The sequence below is a fragment of the Actinomadura macrotermitis genome (assembly GCF_009604375.1).
GTDB lineage: Bacteria > Actinomycetota > Actinomycetes > Streptosporangiales > Streptosporangiaceae > Spirillospora > Spirillospora macrotermitis.
The window spans coordinates 607166-624899 of sequence record NZ_WEGH01000003.1 but is presented as its reverse complement, the minus strand read 5'-3'; the positions used below and the strand labels follow the sequence as shown (position 1 = coordinate 624899).

Sequence of the window (17734 nt, the reverse complement as noted above, 5' to 3'; positions counted from 1 at the left end):
TGTTAAAGGAACGTCTTGCCCTCGCCGCGGTAGGTCGGCACGGTGCGCGCCACCCGGTCGTCCTCGATCAGGTGCAGCGCGTCGAAGCGCTCGCACAGCTCACCGGCCTTGGTGTGCCGGAACCAGACGCGGTCGCCGATGCCGAGCAGGTCGGCGGGCGGGCCGAGCAGCGGCGTCTGCACCTCGCCCGCGCCCTCGTTGGCGTCGAAGGACAGCCCGGTCGGCAGGTAGGGCTGCGGCAGCCGGATGCTGTCGGCGGGGCCCGAGGCCAGGTAGCCGCCGCCGAGGCAGGTCGCCACGCCGGGGCCGGGGCGGCGCACGACCGGCAGCGCGAACAGCGCGGCGGGGCGGCCGGAGAAGTTGGAGTAGTAGTCGAACAGGTGCGGCTGGTAGAAGCCCGACCCGGCGGCGACCTCGGTGACGGCGCGCTCGGCGACGGTCTTCTCGATGCTGCCGGTGCCGCCGCCGTTGACGAACTCCAGCTCGGCGACCTCGGTGACGGCCCGCACGATCGCGGCGCGGCGGCGGGCGATCTCCAGCCGGGAGCGCTGCTGCATGGCGCGGATGACGCGGCCCATCGCGGGCTTGCCGGGCGGGGTGTCGCCGACGCCGGCGATCTGCGACTCGTAGGCCATCAGCCCGGCCAGGTGCAGCCCGGGCCGCTTGGCGATCAGCTCGGCCAGGCCGCGGACCTGCGCGGGGGTGCGCAGCGGGGAGCGCAGCGCGCCGATCCGCACCTTTCCGGCGAGCGGCCGGTAGGAGGCGTCGATGTCCACGCAGACGCGGATGCGGGCGCCGCCGGCGGCGGCCTCGATCAGGTCCAGGTGCGCGGGGGAGTCGACCATCAGGGTGATCGCGGCCGCGGCGGCGGGGTCGGCGGCCAGCTCGGCGATCGCGGTGCGGTCGGCGGTCGGGTAGGCGACCAGGATGTCGTCGCTGACGCCCGCGCGGGCCAGCCAGAGCGCCTCGGGGAGGGTGAACGCCATGATGCCGGCGAACCCGTCCATGGCCAGGATGTCCTCCAGCAGCGCACGGCAGCGCACCGACTTGCTGGCCACCCGGATGGGCTTGCCGGCGGCGCGGGCCACCATGGCCTCGGCGTTGGCGCGCAGCGCCGCCATGTCGACCACGGCGAAGGGCGCCTCGAGGGCGGCGGTGGCGGCGTCGTAACGGTCCCGGAGGTTCATAGGGTCCAGGGTGCCACAAAATCCCTTAACATGAAAAGCATTCACATACTAGCGGGACTGCGGGTGCGCGGCGAAGAAGTCCCAGAGTGTCGTGCTCGCGCCCTTCGGCCACTGGTGCCGCCCGCCCTCGACCCGGCAGTAGGCGACCTCGGTCCCGCCGTCCCCCTTGCCCGTCGCGGTGCAGTCGGTGCCGCTGCTCAGCGCGCGCACCTTCTGCTTCGGCTCGGGCAGTCTGCCGAGCCTGCGCCAGAACTCCACCGCGTCGCGGACCGGCGGGAACGGCCGCGAGTCGTTGATGTCGCGGCGACCGCCGCCGTTGATCGGGACGTTGGTGTCGGCGGTGCCATGGAAGATCATCGCCGAGACGGGCCGGCCCGGGTCGCACTTGGTGACCAGCGAGCCCTCCACCACGCCGATCGCCGCGACCTTCTCCGGCTTCTCGCACGCCATCCGGTAGGCCATCCCGGCGCCGTTGGAGAACCCGGTCACATAGACGCGCCGCGAGTCGGCCAGCCCGCTGTCGGTCAGCTTGTCGATCAGCCTGCTCAGGAAGTCGACGTCCTTGATGTTGCCGAACTTGGCGGCGCCGCAGCAGTCGCCGGCGTTCCAGGTGGTCATGAAGCCGTCGGGGTAGGCGACCAGGAAGCCCTTGTCGTCGGACAGGCCGTCGAAGCCGGTGAGCTGCTCCATCTTCTGCATGTTGGCGAGGCCGCCGTGCAAGGCGAGGACGAGCGGCAGCGGCTTGGCGGGCTTGCCGTCCCGCCACGTGCCGTCCGCCAGCTTCGGCGGGACGTGCAGCAGGTACTCGCGGTGCCCGACCGTCCCGACGTCCAGTTTCTGCTTGTGGGTGCCGGCGGCGGTCGGGATGCCCGCCACCGTCTCCGGCCGCTTCCCGCTCTTACCGGTCTTGCCGGGCTTGCCGCCGCCTTCGTCGGTCTGGCATGCCGTGAGCGCCAGGGAGATCGCCAGGACCAGGAGGAGGAGTCGCCGCATGGCACCGAATCTAACCGGTGCCGCGCACACCAAACTACCGATCGGTAAGCCGGGCCAGGGCGGCCAGCCGGCGGTGCGACTCCAGCCGCGCCCGCCGGTCGTGGGTGCTGGTGTGCACCAGGAACTCGTCGGCGCCGGTCCGCTCGATCAGTCCTTCCAGCGCCTCGGCGACCTCGTCGTCGGTGCCGTGGACCTGGCCGCGCATCGACTCGCCGAACACCCGCCGCTCCCGCTCGGACATGTCCATCGCGCGGATCTCGGCGGCGGGCGGCAGCGGCGGGAAGTCGCCGCGCGTCCGCGCGTGGGCGAACGCCCACGCCTCGGGCACCAGCATCTCCCGCGCCTCCTGCCTGCTGTCGGCGATGGCCACCGTCCCCGACACGACCACGTACGGACGGGCGCCCCGGAAGTCCGCCCGGTACCGCTCGATCGCCGGGACGATCCGCTCCTCGGGGCCGCCGACGACCAGCGGCAGCCCGAGCTCCGCCGCGATGCCGGCCCCGGCGCCGGTCGCCAGCACGAAGGCCGGGATCTTCAGGCCCTCCGCGGGCCACGCGTGGACCCCGTCGCCGTTGCCGCCCTCCAGGAACCCCAGCAGCTCCCGCAGCTGCCCGGCGAAGGCGTCCGCGTCGTCCTTGCCATGCCCGAGGGCGCGCCGGACGCCGCCGGTGAACCCGACCGACCGCCCGAGCCCCATGTCGATCCGCCCCGGATACAGCGCCTCCAGCACCCCGAACTGCTCGGCGACGACGAGCGGCCGGTGGTTGGGCAGCATCACCCCGCCCGTCCCGACCCGGATGCGCGACGTCGCCGCCGCCACGGCCGCCGCCAGCACGGTGGGCGCCGACCCGGCGATGCCCGGCACGCTGTGATGCTCCGACACCCAGAACCGGTGATACCCGAGCGCCTCGATCTCCCGCGCGAACGCCACCGTCTCCCGCAGCGCCTCGGGATGGGACTGCCCCTCCCGCCGCCGCGACCGGTCGAGAACGGAGAACCGCGTCGTTTCCAGTACCGAGCTCACACCCGTTCCCAACGCCGCCCACCGCGGAGGATTCCCTGCCGGGAGGCGCCGGCGCGCATGCCATGCTCCTGCGATGCGGTTCGGTATGGAGCTGTCCTCGATCCAGCGCATCGAGTGCATCAGGATCGAGGACCACGAGGGATGGCACGGCTGGCAGAGCATCCCCGGCGCGGTGATCGGAACGTGGCACGGCGAGCAGGCCACGCGGATCACCGGCCTGCTGGACGGCCTGAGCGAGTGCGGCCTCACGCGCTGCTTCCTCCCCGGTTACGGGATCAGGGCCTACGACGCCGAGCGGCTCGCCCTGGAGGTCGCGTTCTGCTTCCGCTGCGACAACCTCCTGGTGCTGGGCGGCGGTGCGAACGATCTGCGCGGGTTCAAGACGAAGAACCGGAAGGCGCAGCATCTGCTCCGCGCGTTCCAGGCGTGGGGCTGACCGCGTCCTACTCGCCGGTGACGCCGTCGATGCGTTCGCGGAGCAGGTCGGCGTGGCCGTTGTGGCGGGCGTACTCCTCGAGCATGTGGGTGATGATCCAGCGGAGCGACAGCGTCTTGTCGTAGGCGCGGCCGGTGACGTCGAGGGACTCGGCGGCCTCCACCGCGGCGCGGGAGCGGGCGCAGGCCTCCTCCCACAGCTCCAGGGCCTTGCCGGCGTCCACGTCGTCGACGTCGAAATCGTCGCCGCCCTGGTCCGCCCAGGCGCCGGTGCCGTCCAGGGCCTTGCCGAACCACTCCTGCTCGCCGCGGGTCATGTGCCGCACCAGCCCGAGCAGGGACAGGCTCGACGGCGGCACGGCCCGCTGCTTGAGCTGCCCGGCGGTCAGCCCGGCGCACTTGCGGGCCAGGGTCTCGCGGTGGAACTGCAGGAAGCCGGCCAGAGTGGCGCGCTCGTCGCCCTCCGCCGGGGGGCTGGTCCGCTTCGGATGATCACTCATCGGCCCATCATGGCGAGGGACGGCGAGAATGCACGCTTCGCCGGCACCCCATGCGTCGCTTTGGAGGGGCCGGACGGACACTAAGGCCTGTCCGGCCCGGGGCCCACCGGGCGATCAGCCGTCCTCGATGTCGGAGATCAGCTTGTTGCTGAGGTCGCTCTGCACTGCCAGGCGGGTGTGTCCTGCGTCGGGGCCGGTGCCCCAGGTGAGGGTGACCGTGGTGAACAGGTGACCGGCGCCCGAGTCGTGGTAGCGCACCTCCCAGCGGGTGGGAACGTCCTGGGCTCGGAGCACGCCGTCGGCGTGGTTGGCTTCCTCCCAGGCGGCGAGCCGCTGCCGCAGGTCCTCGGTGAGGTAGTGCGCCCGCAGCTCGCTGCCCAGGTCGTCGGTGCCGTCGGAGACCGCGTCGATGTAGGCCCCGTAGAAGTCGGCGACCCGGTCGACCGCCGAGTCCGGGCTGCCGCCCCGGATCTCATCGCCTTTGGTGGAATCGCTCAACACATTCGCCTTTCAACGTGATCGACATAAGCGACTCCACTTTGCTGTTCCATGGTTACCGTCCGCTATGACTGGCGAGGCCACACCTCGCTGGCCTTGGGTTCCACCGTCTGAAACCGGCTCTGGGTGACACCTGGTGCGCTTGGACGTGAACGCCGACACCGCACCTGCCAGGCGGTCAATGCGCCCTGCTCGGCCCGCGAGGAGGAACGGAACGGATTTTGGCGGTAGCGGGCCGAGTCCGGTGTCGGTCGTTCAGGCCAACTGGTCGGGTAGCGGGTCGGCTGGCGCGGTCCGAACGGCGGCGCGGCTTACCCGGTGCGCGCGGGCGAGGGCCGCGATGGAGGTGCCCTCGTTGCGAAACGCCGTCCGTACCCCGCTGCGCCGCGCTGCCCGGCCTGGTCGAGCGTGACGGCCGTCGGGGTGGACGTCCGGCACCGCCGCCGCGGCCTGGCGACCGCCGTCACCGCCGCCCTGGCGCGCGCCGGCCGACCACCGGGGATATGGGGGGTGTATCTGCAGGTGGAGGACGGCAACGAGGCCGCTCGCGTGCTGTACCGGCGGCCGGGCTTCAGCGACCACCATGGCCACCACTACCGCGTCGCCCTCGCATTTATTTGACCTTGAGGTCAAGAAAGCCCTAGGGTTCTCGGCATGGGCAGGGCCAAGCAATTCGATCCGGACGTCGCCGTCGAGCGGGCGATGCAGGTCTTCTGGCGCAAGGGGTATGGAGCCACCTCGCCGCAGGACCTCGTCGACGCCCTCGGTATCGGCAAGGGGTCGCTCTACAACGCCTTCGGCAGCAAGCACGCCCTGTTCGAGCTGGCCCTGCGCCGCTACCGCGACGAGCAGGCGGTCCAGCTGATCGAGCTGCTGGAGCGGCCCGGCCCGGTGCCGGTACGTCTTCGTGAGGCGTTGGAGCTGCTCGTCCGGATGGACCTGGACGACCCCGACCGCAAGGGGTGCATGGCCGTCAACGCCGCCGCCGAACTGGGCGGCGTCGACCAGGTCGCCACCGATCTGGTCCGCCGCATGCTGGAGCGCACCGAGAGCGCCTTCCAGGCGCTGGTCGAGGAGGGGCAGCGCAGCGGCCAGATCGACCCCGGCCGGGACGCCCGCAAGCTCGCCAGCCTGCTGCTGACCACCATGATCGGGATGCGCCTGACCGCGCGGACCGCGGACGGCCCGGACCGGCTGAACCGGGTGGTCGACGCCCTGCTGGACTCCCTGTAGGACCCGCCCGGCCGCCGGCCGGGCCCTTTTACGGCCTGATTTTGTACCTGCGATTCAAGAATGGACGACCCTCATGGACCTGCGCCTCACCGGAAAGACCGCCCTCGTCACCGGCGCCAGCCGCGGCATCGGCCTCGCCACCGTGCGGACCCTGATCGCCGAGGGCGTCCGCGTCGCGGGCGCCGCCCGCACCCTCACCCCCGGGCTGAAGGAGAGCGGCGCGCTCCCGGTGCTCGCCGACCTGTCCACCCCGCAGGGCGCCGCCGACGCCGTCGCCCGCGCCGAGGCCGAGCTGGGCGGCCTCGACCTGCTGGTCAACAACGTCGGCGGCGGCGACGGCGTCGAGATCGGCGGCTTCCTCGACGTCGACGACGAGCACTGGCGGCACACCTTCGACGTCAACCTGTTCAGCGCCGTGCGGGTGAGCCGCGCCGCGCTGCCCGGACTGGTCGAGCGGCGCGGCGCGATCGTCAACGTCTCCTCGATCGGCGCGCGGCTGCCCGGCGGCCGGCCGATCGCCTACAACATCGCCAAGGCCGGTCTCACCGCGTTCGGCAAGGCGCTCGCCGAGGAGTTCGGCCCGCTCGGGGTGCGCGTCAACACCGTCTCGCCCGGCCCGGTCCGCACCGCGATCTGGGAGGCGGCCGACGGCTTCGGCGGCAGGCTCGCGGAGGCGAACGGCGTGCCGCACGCCGAGTTCCTCCAGCATGTCCCGGCCGCCATGGGCATGACCTCGGGCCGGATCGCCGAGCCCGAGGAGGTCGCCGGGCTGATCGCCTTCCTGCTGTCGGACGCGGCCGGCAGCATCCTCGGCGCCGACCACCTGATCGACGGCGGCATCGTCAAGACGGCCTGACCTCGGCCAGCCACTCGACCAGCAGGCGGTTCACCTCCGCGGCGCGCTCCTGCTGGATCCAGTGGCCGCAGCCGTCGAGCAGGTGGGACGACACCAGGCCCGGCAGCGTGTCGGGGTACGCCTCGATCGCGTCGGACAACCAGGTCGTCGAGGCGTCCTCGGCGCCGCCGGCGAACAGCGACGGCTGGGCGATGGGCGCCCCGTACCAGGGCTTCAGGTCGGCCCAGTCCCGGTCCATGTTGCGGTACCGGTTGAGGGCGCCGGTCAGTCCGGTCCGCTCGAACTCGCCGGCGTAGAAGTCCAGGTCGTCCTCGCTCAGCCAGGACGGCGCCGGGCCGGCGGGGAAGCGCTCGCGCAGCGTGCCGCCGTCGCGGGACACGAAGTGGGGGTCGGGTTCGCCGGGGGCGGGCATGGTGCCGGCCGACAGCGCCGCGTAGATGCCCGCCAGCCACCCCCGGACGTCCGGCTCGATCTCGGCCTCGGCCCGGCCGGGCTCCTGGAAGTAGCTGACGTAGAACTCCTGGTCCCCGCCCATCCCGGCGAACACCTCGCTCGGGCGGGGACCGCCGGGCGGGGTGTAGGGGACGCTCAGCATCGCGACCGCGGTGAAGACCTCCGGCCGCACCAGCGCGCTGTCGGCGGCGATGACCGACCCCCAGTCGTGGCCGACGACGACCGCGGTCTCCTCGCCGAGCGCGCGCACCACCGCGACGTTGTCCTCGATCAGGTCGAGCATCCGGTACGCCGCGACGTCGCCGGGCCTGGAGGAGCGGCCGTAGCCGCGCACGTCGATCGCCGCCGCCCGGTAGCCGGCCGCGGCCAGGGCCGGCAGCTGGTGCCGCCAGGAGTACCAGGACTCGGGGAACCCGTGCACCAGCAGCACCAGGGGCCCGGTGCCCTGCTCCACCAGATGGGTCCGGCCCGCCGGAGTCGGGACGAGACGGTGTACGGCCTGTGCCATGGTGCCCCCCTTGGTCGCATGTGCCCGCTGACCTGCGCGAACAAGAACGATCATGCAACGGGCCGGCCGGGGGCGCCAAGCGAAGTTGCCGTTCCGGCAAATCCGCAGCGTGGCCCCCGGCCGCGTCCGGCGTCACTCGGGGTTGGTGATGCGGGCCAGGATGACGCCGCCGAGGATCAGCGCCAGCGCCGCCACCCGCCCCGCGCTCAGCGGGTCCTTCTGGACGACGAACCCGAGCGTGACCGCGCCGAGCGCCCCGATCCCGGTGAAGACGGCGTAGGCCGTCCCGACCGGGAGCGTGCGCATGGCGAGCGACAGCAGGTACACCGCGACCATCATCAGCGCCACGCTGAGCAGGGTCGGCAGCGGGCGGGTGAAGTTCTCGGTCGGCTTGATGCTCTGCGACCAGGCGATCTCCACCACGCCGGCCGCCAGCAGGACGAGCCATCCCATCGTCAGTACTCCTTCGCGAGCGTGGCGGCGGTGTGCAGGGCGGCGGCGTAGGAGTCGTCGTGCGCGGCCCGCAGGTGCGCCAGGTTCGGGTCGATGCGCGAGTTGACCAGCTCGGCGTTGATGAACGTGACGTCCTCGACGGCGAAGTGCCCGGCGATGAAGTCGCGCAGGTAGCGCTCCTGGTAGTCGTACGGCGCGCGCGGCGCGCCGGGCGCGTAGGAGCCGCCGCGCGCCGAGGCGACCACGAAGCGGCGGCCGGCCAGCGACATCTTCGGGAAGGTGACCTGGTCGATCCACGCCTTCAGCGACGCGGGGATGCCGAAGTTGTACATCGGCGTCGCGATCAGCACGACGTCGGCGGCGACCAGCTCGTTGAACAGCGGCTCCAGGGTCGCCCACGCGGCCTTCTGCCCGGGGGGCCGCGCCGCCTCGTGCAGGCGGTCCAGGTCGGTGACGCCGGTGCGCAGGACGTTGTCGCACAGCTCGGTCCACGCCTCGTCGATGAAGGGGACGGGGGCGGCGGCCAGGTCGCGGTACAGGTAGGTGCCGCCCGGGTGGACCGCGCGCCAGGCCTCGGCGAAGGCGGTGCCGACCTCGCGGCTGACCGAGCGGCGGCGGGCGCTGGCGTCCAGGTGCAGAAGGGTGTTCATGAGGGGCTCCCCGGAAGAGAAATGGACGGGATGTCCGCTTACGGTAGAGCCTAAGCGGACACGTTGTCCAGATATTCCGGGGTCGGTTAGAGTCGCCCCCATGAACCTGCTCGCCGGACCGGACGGTCCACCGCGCGAACGGGCGGACGCGGCCCGCAACCGCGCCCGGGTGCTGGACGCCGCCGCCGGGCTGTTCGCGTCCCGCGACCCGCGCACCGTGACCATGGACGACATCGCCAAGGCCGCCGGCGTCGGCCGCGGCACCCTCTACCGCCGCTACCCCGACATCCACTCGATCGCGGTCGCGCTGCTGGACGAGCACGAGCGCCGCCTCCAGGAGAGGCTGCTGCGCGGCGACCCGCCGCTCGGCCCCGGCGCGCCGCCGGCGGAGCGGCTCGCCGCCTTCTACGCGGCCATGGTCGAGCTGCTGGAAGCCCACATCGGCCTGGTGCTCGGCGCCGAGGCGGGCGGCGCGCGGCTGACGACGGGCGCCTACGGCTTCTGGCGCGTGCACGTGCGCGCGCTGCTCGTCGCGGGGGGCGTCCCCGAGCCGGACACGCTGATCGAGCCGCTGCTCGCGCCGCTCGCCTCGGAGGTCTACACGCACCAGCGCGATCTCGGCCTGTCCCCGGAGCAGATCGCCGCGGGCCTCGCCCGGCTGGCCCACGGGGTGCTCTGACCGCTCAGGAGGCGGCCGGGCCGCCGTTGGCGTCCACGGCCCGCTGCGCCGCGGCGGCGATCGCACGCCCTGTCCGATCCCCTTGGTGGCACTGCGGCGCGTGGTCTCCGCCGCACGTCACAGCGTGGATGCGGCAGCGCGGGCGGGGTACCGGGCGTAAGCTCGTATCCCATCCTGACGGCCATGCCCTGGCGGTGCGGGCACGCCGGACGGCGGGCCCGCACATCCCGGTGGCGGCCGGAGCGCGACCGTGACCGCCCACCCCGAAAGTGACATCGTGACCGAATACGTGCTGACGCTCTCCTGCCCGGACCGCCCCGGCATCATCGCGGCGGTCTCCGGGCTGCTCGCCGAGCGCGGGTGCAACATCCTGGAGAGCCAGCAGTTCAGCGACCGCGACACTGGCACGTTCTTCATGCGGGTGCAGTTCGCCGCCCTGCCGGACACCGACGAGGCCGAACTGCGGCACTCGTTCGCCGCGCTCGCGCCCGAGCTCGGGCTGGAGTGGCGGCTGTACGACAGCGCCACCAAGCAGCGCGTCATGATCATGGTGTCCAAGGGCGGGCACTGCCTGAACGACCTGCTCTACCGGCAGCGCTCGGGCCTGCTGGACATCGAGATCGTCGCGGTGGTGTCCAACCACCCCGACCTGCGCCCGCTCACCCAGTCCTACGGGATCGACTACCACCACCTCCCGGCCGGCCCCGGCGGCAAGGCCGCGCAGGAGGCCGAGATCCTCACCCTGGTCGAGCACTACCGCGCCGACCTGGTGGTGCTCGCCCGCTACATGCAGATCCTGTCCGACGACTTCTGCGCCAAGCTGCCCGGCCGGATCATCAACATCCACCACTCGTTCCTGCCGAGCTTCAAGGGCGCGCGCCCCTACCACCAGGCGCACGCGCGCGGCGTGAAGCTGATCGGCGCGACCGCCCACTACGTGACGGCCGACCTGGACGAGGGCCCGATCATCGAGCAGGAGGTCGCCCGCGTCGACCACGCCCACAGCGCCGAGGAACTGGTGGCGGTCGGCCGCGACGTGGAGTGCCTGGCGCTGGCCCGCGCCGTCCGCTGGCACATCGAGCACCGGGTGCTGCTGAACCACGACCGCACCGTCGTCTTCCGCTGACCCGCCGCGCCACCTGATTCACTGCGCCGCCTTGGGTGGACCCTTGCCCCGGGCTGGGTAACGGTCCTGCCGGGGGTGCCGATGCCCCTCGGGGGTGGGGTGATGAGCGACTCGCCGGCGTCGGAGGCGATCGGGGAGGCCGGGGCCCGGCGGGCGCGCCGGCCGGCCGGCGCGGAAGCGCCGCCGGAACACGCGGCGGCCGGGCTCGGCGTCACGGTGCTGGTCGTCGTGGTGACCGGGCTGGCCGCGCTGGAGGTCCTGACGACGATGACGGGGCTGCCCGGCGAGCCGCTGCCGTCCGGCCGCGTCCTGGCCGCGCTGCGCCGGACCCACTGGGGCGATCCGGCGGTGCTGGCGGCCGGCGCGGTCCTGGCCGTCGCGGGGCTCGGCCTGCTGGCCGCGGTGCTGCCCGGCCGGTCGCGGGTGATCCCGCTCGGCGGCCGCGACGGAGGGGTCGCGGGCGGCATCGGCCGCGCCGCGCTGCTGCGCGCGCTGGACGACGCGGTGCGCGAGGTGCCCGGCGTCCACCGGTCCCGGGTGCGGCTGCGCGGCCTGCGCCGCGAGCGCGTCAGCGTGCACGCCGGCACCCGCCACCGCAACACCCCGAACCTCCCCGAGGTGATCCGGCTCGCGGTCGTCGCCCGGCTGGAGCGGCTCGGCCTGGCGCACCGGTTCGCCGTCGAGGTCGAGCTGTGGCGCCGGGGGGAGTGACGATGCGGACGGTCATCGTGCCGGCGGGCGCGTTCCTGCTGGCGGCGGGTGCCGGGACGCTGCTGCTCGGCCTCGGGCCGACCGCGGACGTCCCCCTGCTCGCCCCGGCCGTGGCCCGCTTCGCCGCGGCGCACCAGCTGTTCTGGCCGGTCGTCGCGGCGGTGCTGGAGACCGCCCTGGTCGCCGCGGCGATGACGCTGCCGGCGCAGTGGCGCGCCGTGCGGTACCGCCGCCGCTCCGGGCTGGACGGCCCGGCCCGCGAGCGCGCCCGCGCCGCCGCCGGCGACCTGCGCCGGGAGGCGCTGGAGCTGGAGGACGTGCGCGACGTCCGGGTGGGCCTCACCGGTCCCGCCGCGCGGCCCCGGCTGCTGCTGACCGTCACCTGTCCGCCGGACGCCCCGCTCGCCGAGGTGTGCGCGGCGCTCGGCGCGGGTCCCGTCCACCGCTACCGGGCGGCGGCCGGGCTGGACGGCCTGGTGGCCGACGTCCGTTTCGACGTGCTGCCCGGGGCGGCGGCACAGTCGGACAAACTGCGCTGAATCCATGGTTTTGACGTTCCGTATTGGGTAGGTAGCTCTACGTATCTGACAGCTCGAACAGCATCGGGGGATAGCTGTGAGCATCGGTGACAAGACCGACCGCTACGCGGGCAAGGCCAAGCAGGCCGCGGGCAAGGCCACGCGCAACCGCCAGCTCGAGGGCGAGGGCCAGGCCGACCAGGTCAAGGCCCGCGCCAACGAGCGGGTGGACGACGCCAAGGAGAAGGCCGGCGCCGCCGCGGACAAGATCAAGGGCGTGTTCAACAGTGCCCGGGACGACGACCGCCGGTAGTTCCGGCCGCGTTCGCCCGGGGGCTTCGCCCTAGCGGTCGAGTGGTGGGGGGCCGGTGACGCATGCGTCACCGGCCCTTCGCATACCGCCATACCGTCATTGACCTGCATATTGTCGGCAAAAGTGGTTTTGGGGTCACGGTGGGCGAGCATGATCGGCACATCACGGACAAGCAGGGGGGATCGTCGTGAGCCACGAGCAGCAGAACACACCGGGGAGCGGATCGGCCACCGCGCAGGCCACCAAGGACCCGTCGCGCGACTCGCCGCCGCGCCAGGCCGCGCGCTCGGGGGCCGAGCACCACGGCGACCGGCCGTCCGGGCTGCAAAAGAGCGGCAGCGGGATGAGCGAGCTGGTCACCGACCACGGCAAGACCAAGATCGCCGACGGGGTGGTGGCCAAGGTCTCGGGCATGGCCGCCCGCGAGATCGGCGGCGTGCACGCGATGGGCGGCGGCATGTCCCGCACGTTCGGGGCGGTCAAGGAGAAGCTGCCGGGACAGAAGTCCAGCGTCTCGCAGGGCGTGTCGGTGCAGGTCGGCGAGCGGCAGGCGGCCGTGGACATCGACCTGGTCGTCGACTACGGGGTGTCCATCCCCGACCTGGCCAACGCGGTGCGCGACAACGTCATCGGCGAGGTCGAGCACATGACCGGCCTGGAGGTCGTCGAGGTGAACATCAGCGTGGACGACATCCACCTGCCCGGCGACGACGACGGCGACGGCGACAAGAACGGCGACCAGCAGAAGGCCGAGCAGGACAAGCCACGGGTGCAGTGAGCGCCGTGACCGTCACCGTGACCGACACCGTGGAGGACACCGTGGCCGACACAGCGACCGGTACGGCGACCGGCACCGCGCCGGCCCCGGCACCGGCCGACCCGGGCGCGGCCGTCCGGCTCGCCGAGCGCGTCGCCGGGGTGGCGGCCGCCGTGCCGGACGTGGCCGCCCTGGCGGCGGGCCCGCACAACCAGGTGGTGACCTACCGGCCGGGACCGCCGCTCACCGGCGTCGCGATCCGCCCGGACGAGGTCGAGATCGGGGTGGTCGCCCGGTTCGGGCGCCCGCTCCCCGAGATCGCCGACGAGGTGCGCACGGCGGTCCGGCCGTGGACGGGGGAGCGGCCGGTGACCGTGCTGATCGCGGACATCACCGATGCGGGTGACTGAGCGGCGGCCGGCGCGGACCCGGCCGGCCGCGGAACGCGCCGCGTTCCGGGCCTGGGCGCGTGCCCACCACCCGGACGCGGGCGGCGACCCGGCGGAGTTCGCCGCCGGGCTGCAGCACTGGCGCCGGCGCGCCGCGCGCCCGGCGGGCGAGGTCGTCCTGGTCCGGCGGGGCCGCTGGCCGCTCTCGGCGCTGCGGCGCCGGCGGGAGCGGCGCCGGCGGGCCGGGCGGCTGCGCTGACGGCGCCGCAACGAAGGGGGACAGCGATGAACGGCAAGTCATGGGCCCTGGCAGGGCTCGCATACGGCACGGCGCTCGGGTTCGCCGGCATCTTCGGCGGGTTCGGCGGCTTCCTCATCGTCCTGCTGCTCGGCGTGCTGGGCTTCCTCGGCGGCCGCGCGATGGAGGGCGAACTGGACATGAGCGGGCTGTTCGCCTCGCTCGGCGGGCAGAAGAAGCCATGAGCGGCGGGCAGCGCGGGGCGACCATGATCCCCGACCGGGTCGTCGCCCGGATCGCGTCCCGGGCCGCCGGCGAGACCGGCGAGACCGGCGGCGTGGCCCGCCGGATGCTCGGCGTCCCGGTCGGCGGCCGCCGCGCCGCGCGCACCGACGTGGACGTGGACGGCGACGTGGTCACCGCGCGGATCGAGCTGGCGGTCGACTACCCGGCGCCGGTGCGCGAGGTCGCCCGGCACGTCCGCGAGCAGGTGCGCGAGCGGGTGGAGGAGATGACCGGCTTCACCGTCCGGCAGGTGGACGTGGAGGTCGGCGCGCTGGAGCGGACCTCCCGGCCCCGCCTGGCGGGCCGCTCCCGGGCGGAGGTGCGCTGATGACGACCCACGCGGGACCGATCCCGCACGCCAAGCCCGCGCCCGCCGCGCCGGCCGGCGGCGCCGCCGACCGGCGCGCGCGGCGCGCGTTCCGGCCGCGCCGGATCCTCACCTCGCTGCTGGCGGCGCTGCTGCTCACCGCCGCGGGGGTGCTCACCGCGCTGGAGGCGATCACGGCGCTGGCCGACCGGCCGGCGCGGATCGTCCCTTACCCGCGCATCGAGCACTGGGCACAGGGCACCGCCTGGCGGGACTGGGCGCCGCTGACGATCGCCGCCGCGGTGGCGGTGGTCGGCGCGTTCTTCCTGCTCGCCGGGCTGCTGCCGGGCCGGCCCCGGCTGGTCCCGCTGCACGGCGACGACCCGGACCTGCTGATCGGCGTCACCCGGCACGGCCTGAAGGCCGCCGCGAGCGACGCCGCCGCGCGGGTCGAGGGCGTCCGGCACGTGCGCAAGGTCAAGCTCGGCAAGCACAAGATCACCATGACGGTGGCGACGTCGCTGCGGGTGGCCGAGGGGCTGCAGGACAAGGTCACCGAGGCGGTGCGGCAGCGGCTGGCGGACCTCGGCCCGGTGCCCGCGCGCCGCGTCACCGTCAAGGTGCGGACCAAGGGAGGCTGACATGGACCGACGAGCCGCCCGGATCAACCGGTTCGGGCTGATCGTGTTCGGGATCCTGCTGCTGGCGGCCGGCGCCGCCGCGCTCGCCCGCGGGCTCGGCGCGTTCGGCGGGGCACGCTCCCGCGACGCGCTGATCACCGGCGCGATGCGCGACTACGCGGGCGGGCACGGCTGGTTCTGGTACGCCGTCGCGGCGGCCGGGGTGGTGGCCGCGCTGCTCGGCATCGTCTGGCTGCTCGCGCAGTCGCGCACCGACCGGCTGCCCGGGCTCGCGCTGGAACCCGACGCCGCGGACGGCCGCACCCGGGTGTCGGAGCGGGCCGTCACCGACGCGCTGGAGACCGAGATCGAGGACTACCCGGGGGTGCGCGCCGCGCACGCCCGGCTCGTCGGGTCGCCGGACGCGCCGCGGCTGCGCCTGCACGTGTCCTACGACCGCCGCGCCGACCTGCAGGGGCTGCGCCGCGGCATCGCCGACCAGGCGGTGACGCGGCTCTGCACGGCGCTGGACCGGCGGTCGCTGCCGACGGTGGTCCGGCTGCAGCTGGTGTCGGGCGGGGAGCGGCGCCGCACCGTAGCGTAACCAGCGGCCTTTGTCCGTTATTGGGGGTTCTGCGGGCCAAATCCGGGCCGTCGCTGGCTAGTCTTCGTAGTGATCGCCCGACGTCGAGGGGATGGAGGGACGCACTTGCTACTTGTTCGACGAGTACCGGCCGGCTCCATCACGGAGCCCTTCGATGCACAGGGGTGAGACAACAGCCGAACGTGTTCATCCGGGCCCCTTCCACTGAGCGGCCCGACCCGGGGACCCGTGGCACGCACCGCCACCGGTCCCCGTGGTGTGTCCGGGGCCGGTCTCACCGGTGCGCCACCACGATCATGCGGCGGCTCGCCGCGGTCAGCGGCCCGCCGCCGTCCCCGTACCCCTCGGCCCGCCGGAAGCCCGCCGCGAGCAGCAGGGCGCGCAGCTCGGTGAAGGTGTAGAGCCGCACGAAGAAGCGCGTGTGCCGGGCGCGCCCGTCGCGCACGGTGGTCCGGACGACCTGGACGCGGCCGGTGAGCGGGTCCCAGACGGGCCGGTCGACGACCAGGTCGTCGCCCTTCTCGGCCACCGGCACCACGGGGGAGCGCTCGCGCAGCGTCCAGGCCAGGTTGTTGAGGTCCAGCAGGAACCGGCCGCCGGGCCGCAGCGCGGCGGCGGCCTGGGCGAGGACGCACCGGTTCCCCTCGTCGTCGAAGTAGCCGAACGCGGTGAACCAGCTGACGATCGCGTCGAACCGCTCCAGCCACGGCAGATCGCGCATGTCGCCCTGGCGGTAGTCGACGGCCGCCCCGCGTTCGGCGGCGTCCCGCCGGGCGCGGTCCAGGAACAGGGGCGAGGAGTGCAGCCCGACGACCTGGCAGCCCCGTTCGGCGAGGCGGTTCGCGATCCGGCCGTGGCCGCAGGCCAGGTCCAGGACGTCGCGGCCGGGGCCGAGTTCCAGCAGGCGCCAGATGAGATCGGTCTCGGCGGCCGCGCGCCCGTCGACGTCGTCGGCGTAGAAGTACAGGTAGTCCGCACCGAACAGCTCTGCCTCGTCCATGGTCCCCATTGTGTGGCGCAGACCACCCGGGCGCCGGGTTGTCTTTTCCAACGCGCAGGGGCATGCTGGCGGCAAGTCAGTTGGATAATCCAACCTAGGTGGTCGTGATGCGTGAAGCGGTGATCGTGGAGGCCGTCCGGACGCCGGTCGGCAAGGGCAAGCCGGGCGGGGCGCTGCACGAGGAGCACCCCGCCGACCTGCTCGCCCGCACCCTGAAGACCCTCGTCGAGCGGGCCGGCCTGGACCCGGCGCTGATCGACGACGTGATCGGCGGCGTCGTCACCCAGGCCGGCGATCAGGCCCTCAACCTCACCCGCAGCGCGGTGCTGGCGGCCGGGTTCCCCGAGTCGGTGCCCGCCATGACCGTCGACCGGCAGTGCGGCTCGTCCCAGCAGGCCCTGCACATCGCGGCGCAGGGCGTCATCAGCGGCGCCTACGACATCGCCATCGGCTGCGGCGTGGAGTCGATGTCGCGCGTCCCGATGGGCTCGGCGGTGCTGCCCGGCAGCGACCCGTTCGGGCCGCTGGTCGGCGAGCGCTACCCCGGCGGCCTGGTCGGGCAGGGCATCAGCGCCGAGCTGATCGCCGCCCGCTGGGACCTGTCGCGCGAGGAGCTCGACGGCTACGCCTACGAGTCGCACCGCCGCGCCGCCGCCGCGTGGAAGAACGGCGAGTTCGACCGCGAGGTCGCCTGGGCCGGGCAGCCCGACGAGACCGTCCGCCCCGGCACCTCGCCCGAGATCCTGGCCGGCCTCCGCCCCGCCTACTACGACCCCGCCCAGGCCGAGCGGTTCCCCGAGATCGGCTGGAAGGTCACCGCGGGCAACGCCTCGCCGATCAACGACGGCGCCGCCGCCGTCCTGGTGATGGGCGCCGACGTCGCCGAGCGGCTCGGCCTGCGCCCGCGCGCCCGGTTCCACTCCTTCGCCGTCGTCGGCGACGACCCGCTGCTGATGCTCACCGCGATCATCCCGGCGACCGCCAGGGTGCTGGACCGCGCCGGCCTGTCCCTCGCCGACATCGACCTGTTCGAGGTCAACGAGGCGTTCTCCCCGGTCGTGCTCGCCTGGCAGCGCGAGACCGGCGCCGACCCGGCCAAGGTCAACGTGCGCGGCGGCGCCATCGCCATCGGGCACCCGCTCGGCGCGTCCGGCGCCCGGCTGATGACCACGCTGCTGCACAACCTGGAGGACCGCGGCGCCCGCTACGGCCTGCAGACCATGTGCGAGGCGGGCGGGCTGGCGAACGCGACCGTCATCGAGCGCCTGTGAACCGGCCGGAGGCCGGCCGGGGGGTGCGGGGGGTCGTCCCCCCTCGAACGGTTCGGCACCGGCCGGAGGCCGGCCGGGGGGTGCGGGGGGTCGTCCCCCCTCGGACGACGCCGAACCGCGGATAGG

At 73.7% G+C, this 17734-nt stretch carries 26 protein-coding genes; 17 read left to right on the top strand and 9 right to left on the bottom strand.

Annotated elements, in window-relative coordinates; translation table 11 throughout:
• Positions 1 to 2 precede the first annotated feature (2 nt).
• Genes ACRB68_RS24070 through ACRB68_RS24060 form a run of 3 tightly spaced genes read right to left on the bottom strand, consistent with a single transcriptional unit; the run spans position 3 to position 3204 of the window.
• Complete coding sequence (locus ACRB68_RS24070) at positions 3 to 1187, bottom strand: amino acid deaminase/aldolase (protein WP_153536155.1); 1185 nt, start codon at positions 1185 to 1187, stop codon at positions 3 to 5.
• Between the two features lie 48 nt (positions 1188 to 1235).
• Positions 1236 to 2180 (bottom strand): alpha/beta hydrolase family esterase, encoded by a 945-nt coding sequence (locus tag ACRB68_RS24065; RefSeq protein WP_153536153.1) that lies wholly within the window; start codon positions 2178 to 2180, stop codon positions 1236 to 1238.
• A 34-nt stretch (positions 2181 to 2214) separates the two neighbouring features.
• Positions 2215 to 3204 (bottom strand): MsnO8 family LLM class oxidoreductase, encoded by a 990-nt coding sequence (locus ACRB68_RS24060; RefSeq protein ID WP_328594682.1) that lies wholly within the window; start codon positions 3202 to 3204, stop codon positions 2215 to 2217.
• 73 nt (positions 3205 to 3277) lie between these two features.
• Here ACRB68_RS24060 and ACRB68_RS24055 point away from each other — a divergent pair, with 73 nt between their 5' ends.
• Positions 3278 to 3640, top strand: coding sequence for a hypothetical protein (locus tag ACRB68_RS24055; protein ID WP_153536149.1), 363 nt, complete (start codon positions 3278 to 3280; stop codon positions 3638 to 3640).
• 7 nt (positions 3641 to 3647) lie between these two features.
• Here ACRB68_RS24055 and ACRB68_RS24050 read toward each other — a convergent pair whose 3' ends face one another.
• Positions 3648 to 4139 carry a DinB family protein gene (locus ACRB68_RS24050; protein WP_153536147.1) on the bottom strand — a complete coding sequence of 164 codons (492 nt, stop codon included), beginning with the start codon at positions 4137 to 4139 and terminating at the stop codon, positions 3648 to 3650.
• 114 nt (positions 4140 to 4253) lie between these two features.
• Positions 4254 to 4637 (bottom strand): hypothetical protein, encoded by a 384-nt coding sequence (locus ACRB68_RS24045; RefSeq protein ID WP_153536145.1) that lies wholly within the window; start codon positions 4635 to 4637, stop codon positions 4254 to 4256.
• A gap of 318 nt (positions 4638 to 4955) precedes the next feature.
• Between ACRB68_RS24045 and ACRB68_RS41505 the strand changes: the two genes are divergently transcribed.
• The 3 genes from ACRB68_RS41505 to ACRB68_RS24030 all read left to right on the top strand — a co-directional run bounded on the left by ACRB68_RS41505 (position 4956) and on the right by ACRB68_RS24030 (position 6726).
• On the top strand, positions 4956 to 5258 hold the full coding sequence (locus ACRB68_RS41505) for a GNAT family N-acetyltransferase (RefSeq protein ID WP_207709805.1): 303 nt from the start codon (positions 4956 to 4958) through the stop codon (positions 5256 to 5258).
• A gap of 33 nt (positions 5259 to 5291) precedes the next feature.
• Positions 5292 to 5870: a TetR/AcrR family transcriptional regulator gene (locus ACRB68_RS24035; protein ID WP_153536143.1), complete on the top strand. Its 579-nt coding sequence runs from the start codon at positions 5292 to 5294 to the stop codon at positions 5868 to 5870.
• Between the two features lie 73 nt (positions 5871 to 5943).
• Positions 5944 to 6726, top strand: coding sequence for an oxidoreductase (locus ACRB68_RS24030; protein ID WP_153536141.1), 783 nt, complete (start codon positions 5944 to 5946; stop codon positions 6724 to 6726).
• On the opposite strand, the gene ACRB68_RS24025 is transcribed toward ACRB68_RS24030, so the two are convergent.
• The 3 genes from ACRB68_RS24025 to ACRB68_RS24015 all read right to left on the bottom strand — a co-directional run bounded on the left by ACRB68_RS24025 (position 6713) and on the right by ACRB68_RS24015 (position 8790).
• Positions 6713 to 7687 carry an alpha/beta fold hydrolase gene (locus tag ACRB68_RS24025; RefSeq protein WP_153536139.1) on the bottom strand — a complete coding sequence of 325 codons (975 nt, stop codon included), beginning with the start codon at positions 7685 to 7687 and terminating at the stop codon, positions 6713 to 6715. The two genes, ACRB68_RS24030 and ACRB68_RS24025, sit on opposite strands and share 14 nt — an antisense overlap.
• Positions 7688 to 7819: 132 nt before the next feature.
• Positions 7820 to 8140 carry a DMT family transporter gene (locus ACRB68_RS24020; RefSeq protein ID WP_153536137.1) on the bottom strand — a complete coding sequence of 107 codons (321 nt, stop codon included), beginning with the start codon at positions 8138 to 8140 and terminating at the stop codon, positions 7820 to 7822.
• Positions 8141 to 8142: 2 nt separating this feature from the next.
• Complete coding sequence (locus tag ACRB68_RS24015; protein ID WP_153536135.1) at positions 8143 to 8790, bottom strand: FMN-dependent NADH-azoreductase; 648 nt, start codon at positions 8788 to 8790, stop codon at positions 8143 to 8145.
• 100 nt (positions 8791 to 8890) lie between these two features.
• Between ACRB68_RS24015 and ACRB68_RS24010 the strand changes: the two genes are divergently transcribed.
• The 12 genes from ACRB68_RS24010 (at position 8891) to amaP (ending at position 15337) form a co-directional block, all read left to right on the top strand.
• The gene (locus tag ACRB68_RS24010) at positions 8891 to 9469 is read left to right on the top strand and encodes a TetR/AcrR family transcriptional regulator (RefSeq protein WP_153536133.1); all 579 of its coding nucleotides are present in this window, start codon (positions 8891 to 8893) and stop codon (positions 9467 to 9469) included.
• A gap of 277 nt (positions 9470 to 9746) precedes the next feature.
• Positions 9747 to 10595, top strand: coding sequence for a formyltetrahydrofolate deformylase (gene purU / locus ACRB68_RS24005; protein WP_407924306.1), 849 nt, complete (start codon positions 9747 to 9749; stop codon positions 10593 to 10595).
• A gap of 102 nt (positions 10596 to 10697) precedes the next feature.
• Positions 10698 to 11306, top strand: a complete 609-nt coding sequence (locus ACRB68_RS24000; RefSeq protein ID WP_153536131.1) for a DUF6286 domain-containing protein — start codon at positions 10698 to 10700, stop codon at positions 11304 to 11306.
• 2 nt (positions 11307 to 11308) lie between these two features.
• On the top strand, positions 11309 to 11845 hold the full coding sequence (locus ACRB68_RS23995) for a hypothetical protein (RefSeq protein WP_153536129.1): 537 nt from the start codon (positions 11309 to 11311) through the stop codon (positions 11843 to 11845).
• Between the two features lie 76 nt (positions 11846 to 11921).
• Positions 11922 to 12137, top strand: coding sequence for a CsbD family protein (locus tag ACRB68_RS23990; RefSeq protein ID WP_328594680.1), 216 nt, complete (start codon positions 11922 to 11924; stop codon positions 12135 to 12137).
• A 343-nt stretch (positions 12138 to 12480) separates the two neighbouring features.
• Entirely contained in the window at positions 12481 to 12915 is a 435-nt protein-coding gene (locus ACRB68_RS23985; RefSeq protein ID WP_153537693.1) for an Asp23/Gls24 family envelope stress response protein, read from the top strand.
• 5 nt (positions 12916 to 12920) lie between these two features.
• The gene (locus ACRB68_RS41500; protein ID WP_235959868.1) at positions 12921 to 13304 is read left to right on the top strand and encodes a hypothetical protein; all 384 of its coding nucleotides are present in this window, start codon (positions 12921 to 12923) and stop codon (positions 13302 to 13304) included.
• Positions 13291 to 13542: a hypothetical protein gene (locus tag ACRB68_RS23975; protein ID WP_153536127.1), complete on the top strand. Its 252-nt coding sequence runs from the start codon at positions 13291 to 13293 to the stop codon at positions 13540 to 13542. Before ACRB68_RS41500 ends, ACRB68_RS23975 begins: the two co-directional genes overlap by 14 nt.
• 26 nt (positions 13543 to 13568) lie before the next feature.
• Positions 13569 to 13766, top strand: a complete 198-nt coding sequence (locus tag ACRB68_RS23970; protein WP_153536125.1) for a hypothetical protein — start codon at positions 13569 to 13571, stop codon at positions 13764 to 13766.
• Positions 13763 to 14134 carry an Asp23/Gls24 family envelope stress response protein gene (locus tag ACRB68_RS23965; RefSeq protein ID WP_153536123.1) on the top strand — a complete coding sequence of 124 codons (372 nt, stop codon included), beginning with the start codon at positions 13763 to 13765 and terminating at the stop codon, positions 14132 to 14134. Before ACRB68_RS23970 ends, ACRB68_RS23965 begins: the two co-directional genes overlap by 4 nt.
• On the top strand, positions 14134 to 14754 hold the full coding sequence (locus ACRB68_RS23960; protein WP_153536121.1) for a DUF6286 domain-containing protein: 621 nt from the start codon (positions 14134 to 14136) through the stop codon (positions 14752 to 14754). Before ACRB68_RS23965 ends, ACRB68_RS23960 begins: the two co-directional genes overlap by 1 nt.
• 1 nt (position 14755) lies before the next feature.
• Positions 14756 to 15337, top strand: coding sequence for an alkaline shock response membrane anchor protein AmaP (gene amaP, locus ACRB68_RS23955; RefSeq protein ID WP_153536119.1), 582 nt, complete (start codon positions 14756 to 14758; stop codon positions 15335 to 15337).
• Positions 15338 to 15611: 274 nt separating this feature from the next.
• Here amaP and ACRB68_RS23950 read toward each other — a convergent pair whose 3' ends face one another.
• Entirely contained in the window at positions 15612 to 16337 is a 726-nt protein-coding gene (locus tag ACRB68_RS23950) for an SAM-dependent methyltransferase (protein WP_207709804.1), read from the bottom strand.
• Between the two features lie 107 nt (positions 16338 to 16444).
• Here ACRB68_RS23950 and ACRB68_RS23945 point away from each other — a divergent pair, with 107 nt between their 5' ends.
• Entirely contained in the window at positions 16445 to 17608 is a 1164-nt protein-coding gene (locus tag ACRB68_RS23945) for a thiolase family protein (protein WP_153536115.1), read from the top strand.
• Positions 17609 to 17734 lie beyond the last annotated feature (126 nt).